Origin of the sequence: Paenibacillus tyrphae (genome assembly GCF_027925525.1) — a bacterium.
Taxonomy (GTDB): Bacteria; Bacillota; Bacilli; order Paenibacillales; family NBRC-103111; genus Paenibacillus_G; species Paenibacillus_G tyrfis_B.
This window is the reverse complement of the sequence record NZ_BSDJ01000001.1, coordinates 300,165-317,782: the sequence shown is the minus strand read 5'-3', so window position 1 is coordinate 317,782 and position 17,618 is coordinate 300,165. Positions and strand designations below refer to the sequence as shown.

Below are 17,618 nucleotides of genomic sequence, written 5' to 3'. Positions count from 1 at the left end.
CGGCGGAAGTTGTCTGGTAAAAATAAAGTTCCTAGACCGGCTCTGCCGAAAGCAGGGATTGAACAACGGATTCGATTTCGGACGGTTCCGTCGTCGTTTCGTATCTGGCGCAGATCTGACCGTTACGATCAATCAGAAACTTCGAGAAATTCCACTTGATGCCGTCGCCGGCGTAGATTTCCGGATACTTTTGCTGCACAAAATCCTGCATCCACTGGCCGTTCGGGGTATGGATATCGAAGCCTTGAAAAGGGGCTTGCTGCGTCAGATATTCAAATAAAGGATGAGCGGACGGCCCTCTGACTTCTATTTTTTCAAACAAAGGAAACGCCACTCCAAAGCTGCTTTTGCAGTATTCTTTTATTTCCGAGCTGCTGCCCGGCTCTTTGTCGTTGAATTGGTTGCAAGGAAATCCGAGAATTTCGAACCCTTCTTGATGGTAGCTTTCGTAAAGTTCTTGAAGACCCGCGAATTGCCGAGAATAACTGCACTTGCTCGCCGTGTTGACAATAAGGAGAACTTTTCCACGGTAAATAGACAAATCAACTGGCTTGCCATCCATTGAGTTTACCTTGAAATCATAAACAGACATAGGATCGTTCCTCCTTTAATTACGGTATTTAGGATGAATTCATGATATAGCAATCAGTTCTATTGGTCTAATATATAATGAAAATAATTTTTATAGGTAAAAACAATCAGAGAGTTTTGATCGTTCCGGAGCGGAGCGGGCACATGCTGCCTGCTGCCTGCAATCAAACTTACATCTTATGTCATGTATGCATCCGGATTCGTTTTCCGGTTATGTGCTTCGATTTTTCGCTGTGAGGAGAGACTGTTTTGGAAACTGCGCGTGTATATCGAACAAAGCACAAGGCCAGGTTTGTTACCGCTTCCGCATTGTTTGACGGTCATGACGTCTCCATTAACGTGATGCGCCGGATATTGCAGGCCAGCGGAGCGGAGGTCATTCATCTGGGCCACAACCGTTCCGTAAACGAGGTTGTGCAGGCGGCGATCCAGGAGGATGTGCAGGGCATCGCCATTTCTTCCTACCAAGGCGGGCACGTCGAATATTTCCAGTACGTGATCGATCTGTTGAAGGAGAGGGGCGCAAGCCATATCCGGGTATACGGGGGCGGAGGCGGCGTCATCATCCCTTCCGAAATGAAGCGGCTGCACGACTGTGGCGTTGCCCGCATTTTCTCGCCGGAGGATGGAAGAAAGCTGGGGCTGCAAGGCATGATCAATGTGATGCTGGAGGAATGCGATTTTTCGACGGTTGCGGGCTACGTGCCTGATCTTGAGGAGTTGAAGCAGGGGAATCACCGCGCGATCGCGCAAAGCATCACGGCCGCCGAGAGCTTGAGCAGCGGGGCTGTTCCTTCGGGCTCCGGGCTGCATGCCGCGTTCGAGCAAATGAAGGAATGGCCGTCCGACGCTCCTGTCGTCGGCATCACCGGTACGGGCGGTGCGGGAAAAAGCTCACTCACGGACGAACTGGTCCGCCGTTTCCTGCGGCATTATCCCGACAAGAGCGTCGCCATTCTGTCCATCGACCCGACCAAGCAACGGACGGGCGGCGCTTTGCTGGGAGACCGTATCCGCATGAATGCGGTGCATTCGGACCGTGTCTATATGCGGAGCTTGGCGACGCGCAATTCGGGCAAGGAGCTGTCGCAGGCGATCCGCGAAGCGTTGGCGGTGGTTAAGGCGGCGGGCTTCGATTGGATTCTGGTGGAAACGAGCGGGATCGGTCAAGGGGACTACCAGATTACGGAAATCTCCGATGTGACGCTGTATGTCATGACCAGCGAATTCGGCGCGCCTTCACAGCTGGAGAAAATCGAGATGCTCGATTACGCCGATTTGGTCGCGATCAATAAGTTTGAGCGAAGGGGCTCGGAGGATGCGCTGCGCGAGGTGAAAAAGCAGGTGCAGCGAAGCCGCGGATGGTTCGAGCAGCCCTACGACACGATGCCGGTGTACGGGACAATCGCGAGCCAGTTTAACGATGCCGGGGTCAACAGGCTGTTTACGGCGCTTATCTCCGAGATGAACCGCAAATGCGGCGGCTGCTGGCCGGTTCCGGATTTTTCAGAGGAGAAAAGCTTCAAGAAGCAGGTCATCATTCCCGGAGACCGGATCCGGTACTTGGGGGAGATCGTGCAGACCGTCCGCAGCTACAAGGCTTTCGTCGACAAGGAAGCGGAATTTGCGCGCGCCTGCTACCAAATCGAAGGAACGATGCAAGCGCTGAAGCGGGAGCGTGCGTCGGAGGACAGCATCGCCATGCTGCAGGAGCTGAAAGAGAAGTACGAGCAGCGTCTGCATCCGGAGACCCGGACTCTCTTGGCCCGCTGGCCGGAGTTGCGCAGCCGCTATGCCGGCACGCAACTGGTCACCAAGGTCCGGGGCAAAGAGATCGTCACCGAGCTTGCGACCACAAGCTTGTCCGGGCTGAAGATTCCCAAGGTATGCTTGCCCGGCTTCCACGACTGGGGCGATCTGGTAAGCTGGCAGTACCGCGAGAATGTCCCGGGAACGTTCCCTTACACGGCCGGTGTGTTTCCTTTTAAACGGACGGAGGAGGACCCGAAGCGTCAATTCGCGGGCGAGGGAACCCCGGAGCGGACGAACCTCCGGTTCCATTACTTGTCGAAAAACGATCCGGCCAAACGACTCAGCACCGCCTTCGATTCGGTCACGCTGTACGGCGAGGACCCCGACTACCGGCCCGATATTTATGGCAAAATCGGGGAGAGCGGCGTCAGCATCTGCACCTTGGACGATATGAAGAAGCTGTACGCCGGCTTCGATTTATGTCATCCGCTGACCTCGGTCTCGATGACGATCAACGGTCCGGCGGCCATCATTCTGGCGATGTTCATGAATACGGCGATCGACGGCCGAGTGGACCAATTCCGTCAGCAGCAAGGGAGGGAGCCGTCCGGCGAGGAAAGGCAGCAGCTCGTCAAGGAAGCGCTGAAGCAGGTTCGTGGAACCGTGCAGGCGGATATTTTGAAGGAGGACCAGGGGCAGAATACGTGCATCTTTTCCACCGAATTCGCGCTGCGGATGATGGGCGATATCCAGCAATATTTTATCGATCACGAGGTGCGGAATTATTACTCCGTATCGATCTCCGGCTACCATATTGCGGAGGCCGGGGCGAATCCGATCTCGCAGCTCGCCTTCACCTTGGCGAACGGGTTCACGTATGTCGAATACTACTTGTCCCGGGGCATGCACATCGACGATTTTGCGCCGAACCTGTCATTCTTTTTCAGCAACGGGCTCGATCCCGAATATACCGTGATCGGCCGGGTGGCCAGGCGGATCTGGGCCACAGTAATGCGGGAGAAATACAAGGCGAACGAGCGCAGCCAGAAGCTGAAGTACCACGTCCAAACCTCGGGCAGGTCGCTGCATGCGCAGGAAATCGATTTTAACGATATCCGCACGACCCTGCAGGCGCTGCTTGCGATCATGGACAACTGCAATTCGCTGCATACGAACTCCTACGACGAGGCGATCACGACGCCGACGGAGGATTCGGTGCGCCGGGCCATGGCCATTCAATTAATCATCACGAAAGAACTCGGACTCGCCAAAAGCGAAAATATGCTCCAAGGCTCCTTCGTGATCGAAGAGCTGACGGATCTGGTGGAGGAAGTCGTCCTGCTTGAGCTGGAGCGCATCAGCGACCGGGGCGGCGTGCTCGGGGCGATGGAATCGCAGTACCAGCGCGGAAAAATTCAGGATGAGTCGATTCTGTACGAGACGAAAAAGCACAACGGCGAGCTCCCGATCATCGGCGTAAACACCTTCCAGAATCCGAACCCGCCGACGGACGATCTGCCAATTCCGATGGCCCGTGCCACGACGGAGGAGAAGGAGCAGCAGATTGCCAATCTGCGCGCTTTTCAAGCGAAGCATCAAGACGAGGCTCCGGCCGCCTTGGCGAGACTCCAGCAGACAGCTTTGGACGGGGGCAACATTTTTGCCGAGCTGATGGAAACCGTCAAAACCGCCAGCTTGGGGCAAATTACACATGCGCTTTACCGAGTAGGCGGGCAGTACCGCCGGAATATGTGATCGCTACGGGGAGCGGCAGGGATCTGACGTGTCCGATCATCAACTATCCGCGGGCGGCTCTGATGACGTTCGAATCTATCGTGAGCCGTCCCGTCGTTGTCGGTAAGATGATCGCGGTGAGATTCGTTGCGAATCTATGTCTATCGCTCGACCATCGCATCCTGGACGGCATCATCTGCGGCAAATTCATGCAGCAGGTCAAGCCGGCGTCTGGAATGCTGCGATTCGGACAGCCTGATTTATTGAATGACATAAATGATATATAATGGAAATATATTACTCTTTAAAAGAAGAATCGGAGGTGTAGAGCATGGCTATCCAGACGGTTATGGTCATTGGCGCAGGACAGATGGGCAGCGGCATTGCCCAGGTCGCCGCAGCGTCAGGCTTGAACGTTCTGCTGCACGATATTGCCGAAGTGTCCCTTCATCAGGGCATCGCCCGGCTGACGAAAAGTCTTGGCCGGAGCGTAGAGAAAGGAAAGCTTGCCGAGGAAGAGAAAACAAGCATTATGGCGCGGATTCTTCCTTGTGCTCAACTGGATCGAGCGGCTCAGGCCGATCTGGTCATTGAAGCGATTATTGAAAGCATGGAGCATAAAACGACGCTGTTCAAGCGATTGGACGACCTGTGCCGGCCGCATACGATCCTAGCGACCAATACGTCCTCGCTCCCGATTACGGAGATCGCCGCCGTGACGGGACGGCCTTCGCAGGTGATCGGCATGCACTTCATGAATCCGGTTCCGGTGATGCCATTGGTCGAAATCATCCGGGGTCTGGAAACCTCCGACGAGGTATTCGGGCAAATCCGCGATTTGGCGGAGCGCATGGGGAAGACGCCTGTCGAGGTGAACGATTTTCCCGGCTTCGTATCGAACCGCATCCTGATGCCGATGATCAACGAGGCGATTTATACCGTCTACGAAGGCGTTGCGGCTCCGGAGGCGGTGGACAAGGTGATGAAGCTGGGAATGAACCATCCGATGGGACCGTTGGAGCTGGCCGATTTCATCGGGCTGGATACGTGCCTGTCCATTATGGAGATTCTTCACCACGGCTTCGGAGACGGCAAATACCGTCCATGCCCCCTGCTGCGCAAATACGTCAAGGCCGGCCGGCTCGGCCGCAAAACGGGCAGAGGCTTTTATACCTACGATTCATCCTTGTAACGCATTCCCTAAACCGCAGCTTTCTCTTATAATAGAGGCAGATAGGAGACTTGACCAAGGAGAGGAAGCAGAAGATGAAGCTGCGGTTTGAAGGGAATTTAAACGTTTTATTGCCGGGAATTCGCGAATTGTCGCAGGAGCTTCGGATGATTGAGGCGGAAGACGGCATCGTCGTCCGGGTCGAGCCGTCGTCCGGCGAGCTGGAAGTCGGTATGGAGCAGGGAAAGGCCTACATTCGCTACGGTCAAAAGCATCAGTTCTTTCGCGGGCTTGGGCTTCTCGTGCAGCACGGTCTGCATGGAGAGCCGTTTCATCTTCGGGAGCAGCAGCAGTTCGACACGATCGGGCCGATGTTCGATTTGTCCCGCAATGCGGTATTGACGCTCGACGGCTTCAAATTCATGCTTCGCAAGATGGCTTTAATGGGATTAAACAGCGTCATGCTGTATTTGGAGGATACGTACGAAATTGGTGAAGAGCCTTATTTCGGCTATATGCGCGGCCGGTACACACAAGCGGAGCTGAAGGAAATTGACGACTACGCCGACCAATTCGGCATCGAGGCGTTCCCGAGCATCCAAACCTTGGCGCATCTGGAAGAGTTCCTGAAGTGGGAGCCGGTGAAGCACTACAAGGATACGAAAGGCGCGCTGCTGGTCGGGGACGAGCAGACGGACCGGTTGGTCGAAAATATGATCGAGGCCGCCAGCGCCCCGTTCCGCAGCCGCAAAATCCACATCGGCATGGACGAGGCGGAAGAGCTCGGCCGGGGCAAATATTTGGACCGCAACGGCTACACAAGCCGGTTCGAGATTATGATTGCGCATCTGGACAAAGTGCTGGACATGACGCGCCGCCGCGGCCTGAAAGCCATGATGTGGAGCGATATGTTCCTGAAGCTCGCTTCGCAGAACGGCAGCGATTACTATGACAAGGATACGCAGATTCCGGAGGAGATGGCCCGCCGCATTCCGAAAGATGTGGACATGGTTTACTGGGATTATAACCATATGGAGCAGGAGGACTACGAGAACCTCATCGCCAAGCACCGTCCGCTCGGTTGCAATCTGGTATTTGCCGGCGCTGTCTGGGTATTTAATACGTTCGGGGTCAATTACGGCTTGTCGCTAAATGCCTCCGACGCCGCTCTGCAGGTGTGCAAAAGAGAAGGTATCCGCGAGGTCTATGCGACCATGTGGGGCGACGACGGCATGGAGAGCAATCCTTTTGCGGCGCTGCTTGGTCTGCAGCTCTACGCGGAGCACGCATACTCGGAAGCGAAGCCGGATCAGGAGAAGCTGGCGGAGCGGGTCAAGTTCTGCACCGGCATCGAGGCCGACGCCTTCCTGACGTTCAAGGATTTGGACGAGGTGCCCGGCTCCGAGCCGAACAACCGGATGCAGAGCAATCCTTCGAAGTTTTTGCTGTACCAGGACGTGCTGCTCGGATTGTTCGACAAGCAGATCGAAGGACTGGACCTGTCCGCGCATTATGCGAAGGTGGAACAGGACATCCACAGCCGGCGTGTCAAGGAAGCCGAGCTGGATTACTTGTTCGAGGTGCCGGAGAAGCTGTGCGGCGTGCTGAAGCGGAAGAGCGAGATCGGCATCGAGCTCAAGCGGGCGTACGACGCCAAGGATACGGGGACGCTGTGGCGCATTGCGACGGAAGTGCTGCCGGAGATTGCGGAAGCGGTACGGGAGCTGCGGGCCGCCCATCGCGCCCAGTGGCTGCGAATGTTCAAGCCGTTCGGCTGGGAAGTCATCGATATCCGCTACGGCGGGGTCGTCAACCGGCTGGACACGGCTTCGTTAAGGCTGCTTGATTATGTGGAGGGCAGAATCGGGCAGATCGAAGAACTGGAGCAGGAGCGGCTCGTGTACAGCTCGTCCAACCGGTTCAACAACCGCGGCGTGGGCTGGTGCAGCTATTATTACCGGATGGCGTCGCCCAATGTCTTTTTCCACGTGATGAATCCTTTCTAATCCGGAATGAAGCAAGGGAAGTGCTCGCTGCTATAGCGGGGCTTCCCTTTTTGACTTCCTGCGTTAAAGATTACCGATGTTAAAAATCGCACAGCTTATCGAAGGTGCCGAACAGCTTATCCACGTCCACTTCGACTCCCGCAGCAGACAACTGCTGCCGTACCCCGCTGAGCAGGTCTTCCAGCACCGTATAAATTTCCTCGCGCTCCACCGTTTCGATAAAGCCGCTGCTTCGGTCCATTTTGTTGAACGCTTCGGTGTAACCGGACACTAGCGTGTCCAGCGCGGACTCCGCCTCGGCTGCCGTCATGCCGCCGCCCTGGATTTGTTCCGGTAACGCCGATATGGCCGCCAGTGTTTTTTTGTACAGATTCATCGCTTTCTTGGCTTGGGCGGCCGTGATGTGCTCTCGTCCGTCCCAGTCGCGGAACGGGTTATTGAGATTTTCGGCCAGCCATTCGGGCTTGCGTGGCTTGGTGATGGACAGGTCCAGACCTTTGGGTACTTCTTTTTTGTATTTGTCTTTAATCGCTTTGGCGGCGTCTGCGGGCAGGCTGGTCATCCACAGCCACGTAAGGTTCGGCAGCCGGTCCGGACCGGGAAATTCTTCGCCGGAGAAACCGAACATATCGTAGGTGCTGAATACGCTAAGGTTCGTTAAATGTTCGAGCTGTTGAAGATTAACGACATTGCCGGGTTTGCCCCATAGACGCATCTCCTTCAGCTCAGGGTAACTCTGGACGACCGGTCCCAGATCCAGCTCCTTCGCCTGTGTCATGTGCAGCCCCGACAAACGTTCCAGACCGCAAACCGGCGGAACGTTATCCGTAAAGGCTGCCGTCAGCCATTGGCCGCCGTCTTCGGCATGGATTTTCAGCTTAGGTGAAGGGGTGCCCGTTAGAGATAGAAAGGTCAGCCCTTTATTTAAAAACAGCTCCTCCACTCCGTCCGCCTGAAGGATCAGGCGCTCTAATCTGCTGCCTCGGAGGTCGATCGACGTACAGCCGTGATTGTCCAGCTGCAGCTCGTAAATAAACGGATTGTCGTTAACAAACGGCAGCAGTGATTCATAGGGACGGTCGGCGGCGATGCGCGTCAGGCAGGGCAGCTGTTCCAGCACGGACAAATCGGAGAACTCCCGGAGCGCGACGTGATTGACCCCGCTGGCCGAGCGGGCCAGTTGTATGTTGCCTACGACAACCGGCGTATTGTCCTTTGCCGCTTCCTTGAACGAACGGCGCCGATCTTCGGGAATGCTCCGCCACTTCAATTGGTTGACCGTACTTTTGCCTGTATGCCAACCGCCGCTGTAGCTGTTTGTTTTTTCGGTGACGAGCGGAGACCGGTTTCCCGCCAAAATGTAATGTTTGGGGACCAGCGCAGTGACATACGAATGATCAAGCTGGTTGTTCCAGAAGTAATAATCGCAGTACAGGGGCTTCATCTTGTCGAGCTCTTCTTCCGTAGGCAGCTTGTCCCCGGTCCAGTCAAGCTCCAGTACGGCGGCTAGCGGCCTAGCCTTTTCCTCTTCGATCCGGGTAACCTGACAGGCGGCGTAGCGCTGTAGTTGTTCGACATACACGCAATATATATCTCCGATATTCGGCTTCAATTCAATCATCCTTTCCATTCGGTAAACGGTAAGTTTAGACGAGAAATGTATCATTAGGGAGAGGTCTTACAGGTTTCTTCTTTTATATCGGCCATCAGCCGGGAAAATTTATCGGCTTCTTCAAAGTGAGGGAAATGTGCGGACTCCTCGAACCAGACGAACTGCTTTTTCGGAGCAAGGAGCTTTTCGTAATACCGGTAAGCCATCTCCGAGGGCGTCATATAGTCGTATCTCCCCATGGTCAGATAGACCGGCACCTTTAGTTCCGGGACCGTTTCGAATAAATTCGTATTTTCCGTTTGAGGCCGGATGGCGCGCAGCGACAACGCGTTTCCCTGGGCCAACCGAATTCCGTCCAAGAGGGTATATTCCGGCGAGAACAAGATGCCTTTGATCAGATCGGCATTCGAGTCGATTTGTCGCTCGGAGCCGCCGAAGGCGGTCACCCACTTCCGTTCCAGCGTCGTATCTTTGCGGGGATTTGCATAGGGAGGGGAGCCGATGGATCGCAGGGCTTGGATCGCTTCTTCGTTACTGCGGGCCTCTGCCTCGCGAAGGGCGAATTCATAAGAAAGCCTCTCGCCTTCCGGGGAATTGGCCACTTGCCCGATCCCGATGTATGCATAATAATCGTCCGGGTATTTTTGAACCGTCCATATCCCGAGAAGGCTCCCCCACGAATGCCCGACAAGGAAAATTTTCGGTTGGTTGAATGTTTTACGCAAATAGTTGGTTAATTCGTGCGTGTCTTCAACGAGCTTATCGACCTGCAAATCGTCCTCGGTCATTCCCCACCGATACGATTTCCCCGAGCCGCGTTGATCCCAGTTAACTACCGTAAATTGATTTTCCAGCTCCTGTTGATATTTCCGCGCATATGCAATTTGCGGATAGCCCGGTCCGCCGTGCAAGAACAGTAGAATCGGATTCCGCTTGTCGCGGCCGCGAACAAGGATGGTTTGCTCCATTCCGCCCAGCGTCACTTGTTCAAGAACGGCCACACTGCTTGGAACAACGTCGTCATGATGGTCCCGGATCAAGGGAGTCCGTGCCGGCACTAGGGACGCGATCACGAGGAGAGCGAGAAGGCCTAGTCCCAGTTGAAGCTTTCTACGCTTGCCAATAACTTGCAGGATGGAAATCACCTCCTGAACCTTTTTTATCGATAGTATGTATGAGGCCATTCAAGCGACACAAGCAAAAACGCCAGCCTTTTGAGGCTGGCGTCAGAGTGTTGAGAAAGTGGTCAAACGGGATTATAGAGGTAACGAAGGGGTGGGGTATCCACTTCCGACCACTCTTGTCTTCGGGAAATTTGATTGGAAGCCGCTTAATAGCGGACATTTCCCGAAGACAAAGGCGGCCGCTACCGCTTCTCCAGTGGATACCCCACCTACGTATGTTTCTCTATTTTTGCTTAGACCACTTTCTCAACAAGCTCACGCCAGCCTTTTGAGGCTGGCGGTATCCATATTGAATTTTCCGGAAATCAGTGTCCAATGACCCCTGAATGATGCAGCTGCTTGGAATACTTGCCCAAGAAGGACGTGAGCGTCGGCTTGAATATATAACCTATAACCAAAAATGCGAAGAAAAATCCGACCAACGTCCAGACATCCCTCATCAGCGTCGGGTAGCTTACCCCGGCGAGCGCTTCCCGCAGCCCGCTGATCGCATAGGTAAACGGCAGCATCGAATGAATCGTTTGGAAGAACGCCGGTGTCACCTGAATCGGGAACGTGCCCCCCGAGCCGGCGAGCTGGAGCACCAGCAGGACAACGCCCATCGATTTGCCGATATTGTTAAAGAGCGTGACCAGCGTGTACACGATCATGGAAAAGACAACACAATAAAACAGCGTGAGTCCGATGAACAATCCGGCCTCCTGAATGTGGATCTTCAGCAAAAAGATATCCCCAAGCGCTACGATAAGTCCCTGCAGCACGGATAAGGTCGCAAACAATAGGTATTTGCCCAGGTACTCTTCGTGCGAGGTAAAGCTGAAATCCGCCGGCTGGAACTTGACGGTGAGCAAAGATGTGAGAAGCAGGGAACCGACCCACAAGCACAGCGTCGTATAGAAAGGGGTCATGCCTGCCCCATAGTTGGCGATCGGGAATAACGGGTGCGTGCTCATCGTCACCGGAAGAGCAAGGAAGTTGCTGTCTGCGATGCCGCGGTTTTGCAGCAGCTTGATCATGTCCTTGACATCAACCGTGCTGTCGATTTTTTGGAAGACCGCCGTCAGGTCGCTCAGGCGCTGCTGAAGGTCCGGCACGCGCTCTTTGAAATTCCGGATATCGTCTACCGCCACTTTGCCTCCGGATGACATGCTCGTCATCAAATCCTTTGCTGCGGCCAAATCCTCCTGCGTGTTGCCAAGAATCACGTTTACATCGGCGAGAAGAAGGGAGCCTTTTTGCAGATAGGATTCTGTTTTCGGAAACAGGGTCTGGTCGAGTGCAAGCGACAGTTTGCCGATATCTCCCGCAATCGAGAAGTTCATTCGGGCCAGATCCGGCAGCAACTTTTCCAGATTGTGGTTATCTGCGATGTTCTTCCGGAGATCGGCCGTTTTGCCCTTCCACTCCTCCAGCCGTTGAGCCAGTTTCTTCAAATCCTTGCTAAGCTGAAACGAGCCTTTAGCGGAGGATTGGGCCAACGAGTTGGCATTTTTGAGAATTCTGTTCATCATGTCGCTAATGATCTCGATGTTTTGGGACAGCTTGCCGTCCAAGTCCGATTTTTGATAGGCCAGCGTCGTGCTTAAATTCCTGGTAAACGAACTGATCCCGGCAGACAGCTGCCGCATTTTTTCCAGATTGTCGCGGAGAATGGCAAATGTCCGGATGTTCAGGGCTTCATCGAGCGGAGCCAGCAGCGCATTGACGGCAGCTTGGAATTTGGTGATTTTATCCAGAAGCCGGTCGTTGATCGGCTGCAGCTTATTTAAAATATTTTCCGCCGCATTAACATCCTTGATCTTTGCTTTTAAGTCTAACAGGAGTATCCGGAACTGGTTCAGTTCGACTGCAATGTCGCTCGCCATCGCAAGGGTCTCTTCGGGCACCGTTACGCCCGCTTTTTCCAACTGCTCCGACGTATCCTTCACCCGCTCCTGCAGTTGATCGAGATCCGTGACGGCATTGTCGAGCTGGGTGAGCACCTCCGGCTTATACACCGTCAGCTGGTTGTTCACGTCCTCGGTCGTCTCGGTTAATCGGTTGAAAATCGTCTGAAGCCGATACAGGTTCTCTTTCACATCCGGCGCGATTTCTTTTAAATCGTCGCTGGTTTTATACATATCCTTGCTTAATCCGTCGTTCAGCTCAATGAGCTTGCCGAGCGTATCCTGAACCGCTGGAACATGCTCCGCCGTCTTATCCACCTGGGTAAAACCGTTCTCTGCCCGGTTCAGCATCTCATCCAGATTTTGATTCAGCTTCGGCATATTTTCATTCAGGGTGTAAAGCAAATTTTTGTATTTTTCGATTTGCGGGTACTGCTGATCCAGCTCGGCGCCGGCTTTATTCAGGGTTTCGAACACTTTTCCCGTCACCGTTTCGATAAAGGAGGTGCTGATCTCCCGTTGGATCGTCGAGGCGCCCGCATCCGTCATTTTCGAGGCAATAGCATTTTCTTTTTCGTTCACATAATATTCCAGCTCCGGCTTGACCGGCTGGTCGCTAAGCATCGTGCTCATTTTCAGCGAAAAATCGTCGGGAATCACAATGGTGGCGTACACCTCGCCGTTTTCCGCCTTGGCTATGCCTTCGTCTTTCGTATTATAGAAGGTCCAGCCGAGCTTCTCATTCTGCTGCAGCGAGTGAATGATTTCGTCTCCGATATTAAAGGTAAGCCCTTTGAGCGTGCCGCCTTTGTCGTTATTGACGACCCCGACCTTGATGCCCTTCGTATTGGCGTAAGGGTCCCAGGAAGCATAAATGTTAATCCAAGCGTAAAGCGACGGCAAAAGAATGAGTCCGCAGACCACCGTCAAGGTGACCCAATTCGTAACAATACGCCGGATGTCGTAAGTATATATGCGCAAAACCGTCCGTAGAGAAACTTTTCGCATCGTTTTCTGTACCTTTCACTGTGCCAGGAGAACAAGCTCCCTATATTTTTACGTATAGTATAGTATTATACAACATTCCTGGTGCATTTGAAGCGATATAATTAGGAAGAATTCTCCGTGTGGTGATTATTTGCTCTATTTTTTTCAAGAAAAAACGCCAACCTCGAAAGGCTGGCGTTCGTATCCGAAGGCGGATCACATCGGTTTCAAGGCGTGAATCTCTTCTTCCGTTAATCCGGTTGCTTTAACGATCAATGGAATATCGAGGCCCATCGACAGCATGTTTTTGGCGACTTCGATTTTTCCCTCTAATATTCCTTTGGCTTTTCCTTCCGTTTTCGCGCCTTCAATCATCGAAGCTTCGTCGTGCAAATATTTTTGCCTTGCTTCGTACAGCCTACGGGCTTCGGCGTCCTGACTCAGGAATTCGAGCGTCGTCATCGCCTTCTTCAATGTCGGATCGTTCATGGCCAGCACCTCCCAGTTGGATTTATTTACGCCTTTCAGGAACAACAGCCAGTTGACTAGGCCGTCTTCCATCGGAACGGCGCGATCGTCAAGCTTCGGCAGCTCGATAAAGTGCACCTCAATGTCATCGATCAGGGGAATCAGCGTATGATCCTCCCGCAGGTGAAAAACGCTGTGGTAACGATCGTTGGGCAGGAATGCAAAGTTTAAAATATTGATCGTGACGCACTTCTTCAAGGCTTTGTAGGTCTGCCCCTCTTGAAGCTGATTGGAGTAACGTTTCCCCCAATAGTACAAGGTGCGCTTTTCGTTGTCATATTTGTTGAACAGCTGCATTTCGACATTAATCAGCTTGCCCTCGGCAGTTTTGGCCCAGATGTCAAAGATGGATTGCTTGTCGTATGGAGCATCTTTCTCGGTGTAAGGATTGAGCAGCACGATCTCGGTCAGCGGCGGCTCGCCCGCCTCCATGAACGTATGATTCAGAAAGGCCAGCAGCACATCTTTATTCTCTTCGCTGCCGAAAATTCGTTTAAACACAAAGTCGTTCCGCGGGTCCAGCAGTTCCGTCATCCAGATCATCTCCAATCACTAACATTATACCACGCTGCTATTTCGTTAGACACCCGAATCGGCCGCGCTCTTTTTGGACTTTGGCAGCATACACTACTCCCATAGGAGGTGGAGCGGATATGCCGTCCAAAACAAGCATTCGGGCAGGCTTTGTCATTTTCGACGATGCCGGCAGGGTTCTTCTGGTTCGTCATGCGGACGGAAAAAGGAAATGGGGGCTGCCGGGAGGCCGGCAAAGAGAGGGAGAGGCGGCATGGGAAACCGCCATCCGCGAGTGCCAGGAAGAAATCCAGGTGGCGATGCACCCCGCCGATTTTACGCTGTCGGGCATCTATTATTTATCCGGGCGTAACGCCTATGTTTTTGACTTTAAAGTTACGGAATGGGAGGGGACGCCCGTACCGGACGGGAAAGAAATCGCCGAAGTCGGATTTTTCTTGGTAGATAAGCTCCCTGCACCCATCTCCAAGTTTACCGTGCAAAGGATAAGAGACGCCGCCCGCAATCAAGGGGATGTCCTCTTGCGGAAGCAGCAAGTCAAGTCGGAGCCGACTACGGCCAACAGGGCCGATTATCGATTGTCCGAATCGGATGTTTAGCGAAAAGGAGCTCCGCCATGGCCTCATGATGGAGCTTTTTTTCATGCTTTAACCTTAGATGTGCTTCCTCCAATGCTCCTGCCTGCGCAGGGCTTGTCCGGGTCATTTACAGTATCTTAACTTGACCCTCCACCCCTTTAGACCTATATTTATGACAAATGTACACGACAAGAACAAATGTAAAAAGCGATGGAAAACGACAACTTGAGGTGAGGGCATTGCAGGTAACGATTTTAGGCTACTGGGGAGGGTATCCCTCTGCCGGCGGAGCAACTGCGGGATACTTGGTCACAACGGACGAGGGGCAGATTTTGCTGGATTGCGGAAGCGGGGTGATGAGCCGGCTTCCTTACCATACGAGTGTCGAACGGCTGTCCGGCGTCATTCTGTCCCACTTGCATCACGATCATATGGCGGATATCGGGATATTGCAATACGCCGCCGTCGGAGCTCTCCGCACGAACCGGATGAGCGAGAAGCTCAAGCTCTTCGCACCGGAAGAGCCGTCGGATATGCTCGTTAAGCTGCAAGGTCCGCATTCGGACATCACGCCGATCCGCCCAGATTTGAAAGTCCGGCTCGCGGGCGCGGACATCGAATTCGTCCCTGTCGAGCATACGATTTCCTGTTTTGCGGTCAAAATCACGTACAAAGGCAAGGTCCTCGTCTATTCGGGCGATACCTCTTATTGCGAATCGTTGATTGAGCTGGCCAGGGACGCGGATATTTTTCTGTGTGAAGCGACGATCTGCGAAGGCAGCTACCACACGACGGGACAAGGACATATGGATGCCGGTCAAGCGGCCGCGATTGCCGAAAAAGCACGCGTGAAGAAGCTGGTGCTCGTGCATCTGCCCAGCGACGGGAATTTCGAGCTGATGAAGCAAACGGCAAGCGCCGTCTTCGGCGGCCCGGTGTTTCTGCCCGACTCGGCCAGTATGTACACGGTCTAACCTACACATTGAAACGGAGCGAAGCCATGTATCGACTACTCGCCTTGGATATGGACGGCACGCTGCTGAACCGCAGCAAAATCATCACGCCTGCCGTTTGCGACGCCTTGCAAGCGGCGATTCGAGAGGGGGTGAACGTCACCATCGCTTCGGGGCGCTTCCCCGCATCGGTCTGGCTCCACGCCCGGCATGTAGGGATGAACGGCTGCTTGATTGCTTTCAACGGCGCAGCCATCCTGGATGCGGAATTCGGCAAACGGGTGCACGGCTTTCCGATCCCGCCAGATGCGGCAAGACGTATCGCGGAGCTGGCGGCTGAAGCGGGTGCATATGTACATTTTTACGGCTACCGGACGCTGTTTGTCGAGCGAATGAACGAGATGAACGCGAGTTGGCCGCTGGCTAATGTCGTCATCGATCCGGACAAGCCGTTGACCTATGAGAACTATCGGGAGCAAGCCGACCGCATTCAAGTGAAGCAGGTGGGCCGTCTGGCCGCCTTCGCCGAAGAGGCGTCCGAGCCGCTGTACAAAGCGACGATCATTAGCGAGGACCCCGAATTGCTGGTCAGGCTATACGACGAGCTGCGGTCGTGGAACGAATTGGCATTGACGAAAACCGGACAGCGGCGCTTCGATATCAATGCGGCCGGCGTCAGCAAGCGAACGGCGCTAGAGACGCTATGCCGGATGTACGGGATGCATGCGGCCGAAGTCGTGGCGATCGGCGATTACGATAATGATGTGGACATGCTCCAGTGGGCGGGACTCGGCATTGCGATGGCGAACAGCAGCGACTGTGTGAAGCGGGCCGCGGACACGGTGACGGCAAGCAACGAGGAGGACGGCGTGGCCGAAGCGGTTCGGCGTTACCTTTTATCCTGAGTTATCAGATCGGTTCATGTGGTGTTTATAAAGGTTGCCATTCAAATTAACAGCCGTTTGACAAATGCTCTATATACTACACATATACACATACCAAATACATCGCGTAGGGAGAGAATGAGGTTGTTGAAAAAAGGTTCTTTACTGATGAGCTTGACGGCATTACTCGTATTCAGCGGTTGCGGCACAAGCGGACAACCGGCGGCTAATCAAGGGGCGCAGCCCGGTTCGAAGCAGGAGCCTGCCAAGCAAGAGACGAACGCGCCATCGGGCAAGCTTACGTTCTATACGTCCCAGCCGGAAGACGATGTCTCCAAGCTCGTCTCGGCTTTCAATAAGAAATATCCGGATGTGAAGGTGGAAAGCTTCCGTTCCGGCACCGAAGAAGTCACCGCGAAGCTGCAAGCGGAGAATCAAGCCGGCAAAGTGCAAGCCGACGTTCTCCTGCTGGCCGACGCCGTGACGTTCGAAGGCTTGAAAAAGCAAAATCTGCTCGCTTCCTATAAATCGCCCGAGCTGGCGAAAGTCCCGAAAGATCTCGTCGATCCGGACGGCGCCTATTCCGGTACGAAAGTGATGGCCACCGTGCTCGCGGTCAACACCCAAAAGGTAAAAACGCCGCCGACGTCCTGGAAGGCGCTCGCCGCGGCTGAGAGCAAGGATGCCGCCATCATGCCGAGCCCGCTGTACTCCGGCGCAGCAGCGTATAACGTCGGCGTTCTCTCCCGTACGGACGGCTTCGGCTGGGATTTCTTCAAGAGCTTGAAGTCCAACAACGTCGCGGTCGTCAAAGGAAATGGCGCCGTGCTGAACGCCGTAGCCGGTGGGGAGAAATCGTACGGCATGGTGGTCGATTATCTCGTCGCCCGCGAGAAGGCGAAGGGCTCCCCGGTCGAATTGGTGTATCCTTCGGAGGGCGTTCCGGTCATTACCGAGCCGATCGGCATTTTGAAAAATGCGGCCAACGAAAAAGCGGCCCAAGCGTTCGTGGACTTCGTTCTGTCCGAGGATGGTCAAAAGCTCGCTTCCAGCATCGGGTATACGCCGATCCGCGAAGGCGTCGAAGCCCCGAAAGGACTGAAAAGCATCAATCAATTTAAAGTCATTTCTTCGGAGATTTCCAAATTGGCGGAGGCCCGCGAAGCGGATAAGAAACAGTTCACCTCCGTCTTCGGGCAATAAGAAGCGGAGCGCATA

At 54.1% G+C, this 17,618-nt stretch carries 12 protein-coding genes and 1 pseudogene; 8 read left to right on the top strand and 5 right to left on the bottom strand.

Going from position 1 to position 17,618, the window contains the following annotated elements; all coding sequences use genetic code 11:
* Positions 1-31: 31 nt before the first annotated feature.
* Positions 32-592 carry a glutathione peroxidase gene (locus QMG93_RS01460; protein ID WP_281933121.1) on the bottom strand — a complete coding sequence of 187 codons (561 nt, stop codon included), beginning with the start codon at positions 590-592 and terminating at the stop codon, positions 32-34.
* 248 nt (positions 593-840) lie between these two features.
* Between QMG93_RS01460 and icmF the strand changes: the two genes are divergently transcribed.
* The 4 genes and pseudogenes from icmF to QMG93_RS01440 all read left to right on the top strand — a co-directional run bounded on the left by icmF (position 841) and on the right by QMG93_RS01440 (position 7,254).
* Entirely contained in the window at positions 841-4,098 is a 3,258-nt protein-coding gene (gene icmF, locus QMG93_RS01455) for a fused isobutyryl-CoA mutase/GTPase IcmF (RefSeq protein ID WP_281933120.1), read from the top strand.
* A 5-nt stretch (positions 4,099-4,103) separates the two neighbouring features.
* A pseudogene (locus tag QMG93_RS01450) lies at positions 4,104-4,364 on the top strand (2-oxo acid dehydrogenase subunit E2); the annotation flags it as partial.
* A 44-nt stretch (positions 4,365-4,408) separates the two neighbouring features.
* Positions 4,409-5,269, top strand: a complete 861-nt coding sequence (locus QMG93_RS01445) for a 3-hydroxybutyryl-CoA dehydrogenase (RefSeq protein WP_281933119.1) — start codon at positions 4,409-4,411, stop codon at positions 5,267-5,269.
* Between the two features lie 74 nt (positions 5,270-5,343).
* Positions 5,344-7,254, top strand: coding sequence for a beta-N-acetylhexosaminidase (locus QMG93_RS01440; RefSeq protein WP_281933118.1), 1,911 nt, complete (start codon positions 5,344-5,346; stop codon positions 7,252-7,254).
* 79 nt (positions 7,255-7,333) lie between these two features.
* On the opposite strand, the gene QMG93_RS01435 is transcribed toward QMG93_RS01440, so the two are convergent.
* From QMG93_RS01435 to QMG93_RS01420, 4 genes are all read right to left on the bottom strand, one after another.
* Positions 7,334-8,836: a hypothetical protein gene (locus tag QMG93_RS01435; RefSeq protein WP_281933117.1), complete on the bottom strand. Its 1,503-nt coding sequence runs from the start codon at positions 8,834-8,836 to the stop codon at positions 7,334-7,336.
* 83 nt (positions 8,837-8,919) lie between these two features.
* Positions 8,920-10,011, bottom strand: a complete 1,092-nt coding sequence (locus tag QMG93_RS01430; protein ID WP_281933116.1) for an alpha/beta fold hydrolase — start codon at positions 10,009-10,011, stop codon at positions 8,920-8,922.
* Between the two features lie 344 nt (positions 10,012-10,355).
* On the bottom strand, positions 10,356-12,944 hold the full coding sequence (locus QMG93_RS01425; RefSeq protein ID WP_281933115.1) for a YhgE/Pip domain-containing protein: 2,589 nt from the start codon (positions 12,942-12,944) through the stop codon (positions 10,356-10,358).
* A 195-nt stretch (positions 12,945-13,139) separates the two neighbouring features.
* Complete coding sequence (locus QMG93_RS01420; RefSeq protein WP_281933114.1) at positions 13,140-13,985, bottom strand: Rpn family recombination-promoting nuclease/putative transposase; 846 nt, start codon at positions 13,983-13,985, stop codon at positions 13,140-13,142.
* Positions 13,986-14,104: 119 nt separating this feature from the next.
* On the opposite strand from QMG93_RS01420, the gene QMG93_RS01415 reads away from it, so the two are divergent.
* The 4 genes from QMG93_RS01415 (at position 14,105) to QMG93_RS01400 (ending at position 17,603) form a co-directional block, all read left to right on the top strand.
* Entirely contained in the window at positions 14,105-14,584 is a 480-nt protein-coding gene (locus QMG93_RS01415; protein ID WP_281933113.1) for an NUDIX domain-containing protein, read from the top strand.
* Positions 14,585-14,802: 218 nt separating this feature from the next.
* Positions 14,803-15,537, top strand: coding sequence for an MBL fold metallo-hydrolase (locus QMG93_RS01410; RefSeq protein ID WP_281933112.1), 735 nt, complete (start codon positions 14,803-14,805; stop codon positions 15,535-15,537).
* A gap of 26 nt (positions 15,538-15,563) precedes the next feature.
* On the top strand, positions 15,564-16,421 hold the full coding sequence (locus QMG93_RS01405; RefSeq protein ID WP_281933111.1) for a Cof-type HAD-IIB family hydrolase: 858 nt from the start codon (positions 15,564-15,566) through the stop codon (positions 16,419-16,421).
* 117 nt (positions 16,422-16,538) lie between these two features.
* Positions 16,539-17,603, top strand: coding sequence for an ABC transporter substrate-binding protein (locus QMG93_RS01400; protein WP_281933110.1), 1,065 nt, complete (start codon positions 16,539-16,541; stop codon positions 17,601-17,603).
* The last annotated feature ends 15 nt before the right edge of the window (positions 17,604-17,618 follow it).

Coding starts and splice junctions, on each gene's coding strand:
- QMG93_RS01460 (WP_281933121.1), bottom strand. CDS start 592: ATGTCTGTTTATGATTTCAAGGTAAACTCAATGGATGGCAAGCCAGTT.
- QMG93_RS01420 (WP_281933114.1), bottom strand. CDS start 13,985: ATGACGGAACTGCTGGACCCGCGGAACGACTTTGTGTTTAAACGAATT.
- QMG93_RS01400 (WP_281933110.1), top strand. CDS start 16,539: ATGAGGTTGTTGAAAAAAGGTTCTTTACTGATGAGCTTGACGGCATTA.
- QMG93_RS01405 (WP_281933111.1), top strand. CDS start 15,564: ATGTATCGACTACTCGCCTTGGATATGGACGGCACGCTGCTGAACCGC.
- QMG93_RS01425 (WP_281933115.1), bottom strand. CDS start 12,944: ATGCGAAAAGTTTCTCTACGGACGGTTTTGCGCATATATACTTACGAC.
- QMG93_RS01440 (WP_281933118.1), top strand. CDS start 5,344: ATGAAGCTGCGGTTTGAAGGGAATTTAAACGTTTTATTGCCGGGAATT.
- QMG93_RS01445 (WP_281933119.1), top strand. CDS start 4,409: ATGGCTATCCAGACGGTTATGGTCATTGGCGCAGGACAGATGGGCAGC.
- QMG93_RS01415 (WP_281933113.1), top strand. CDS start 14,105: ATGCCGTCCAAAACAAGCATTCGGGCAGGCTTTGTCATTTTCGACGAT.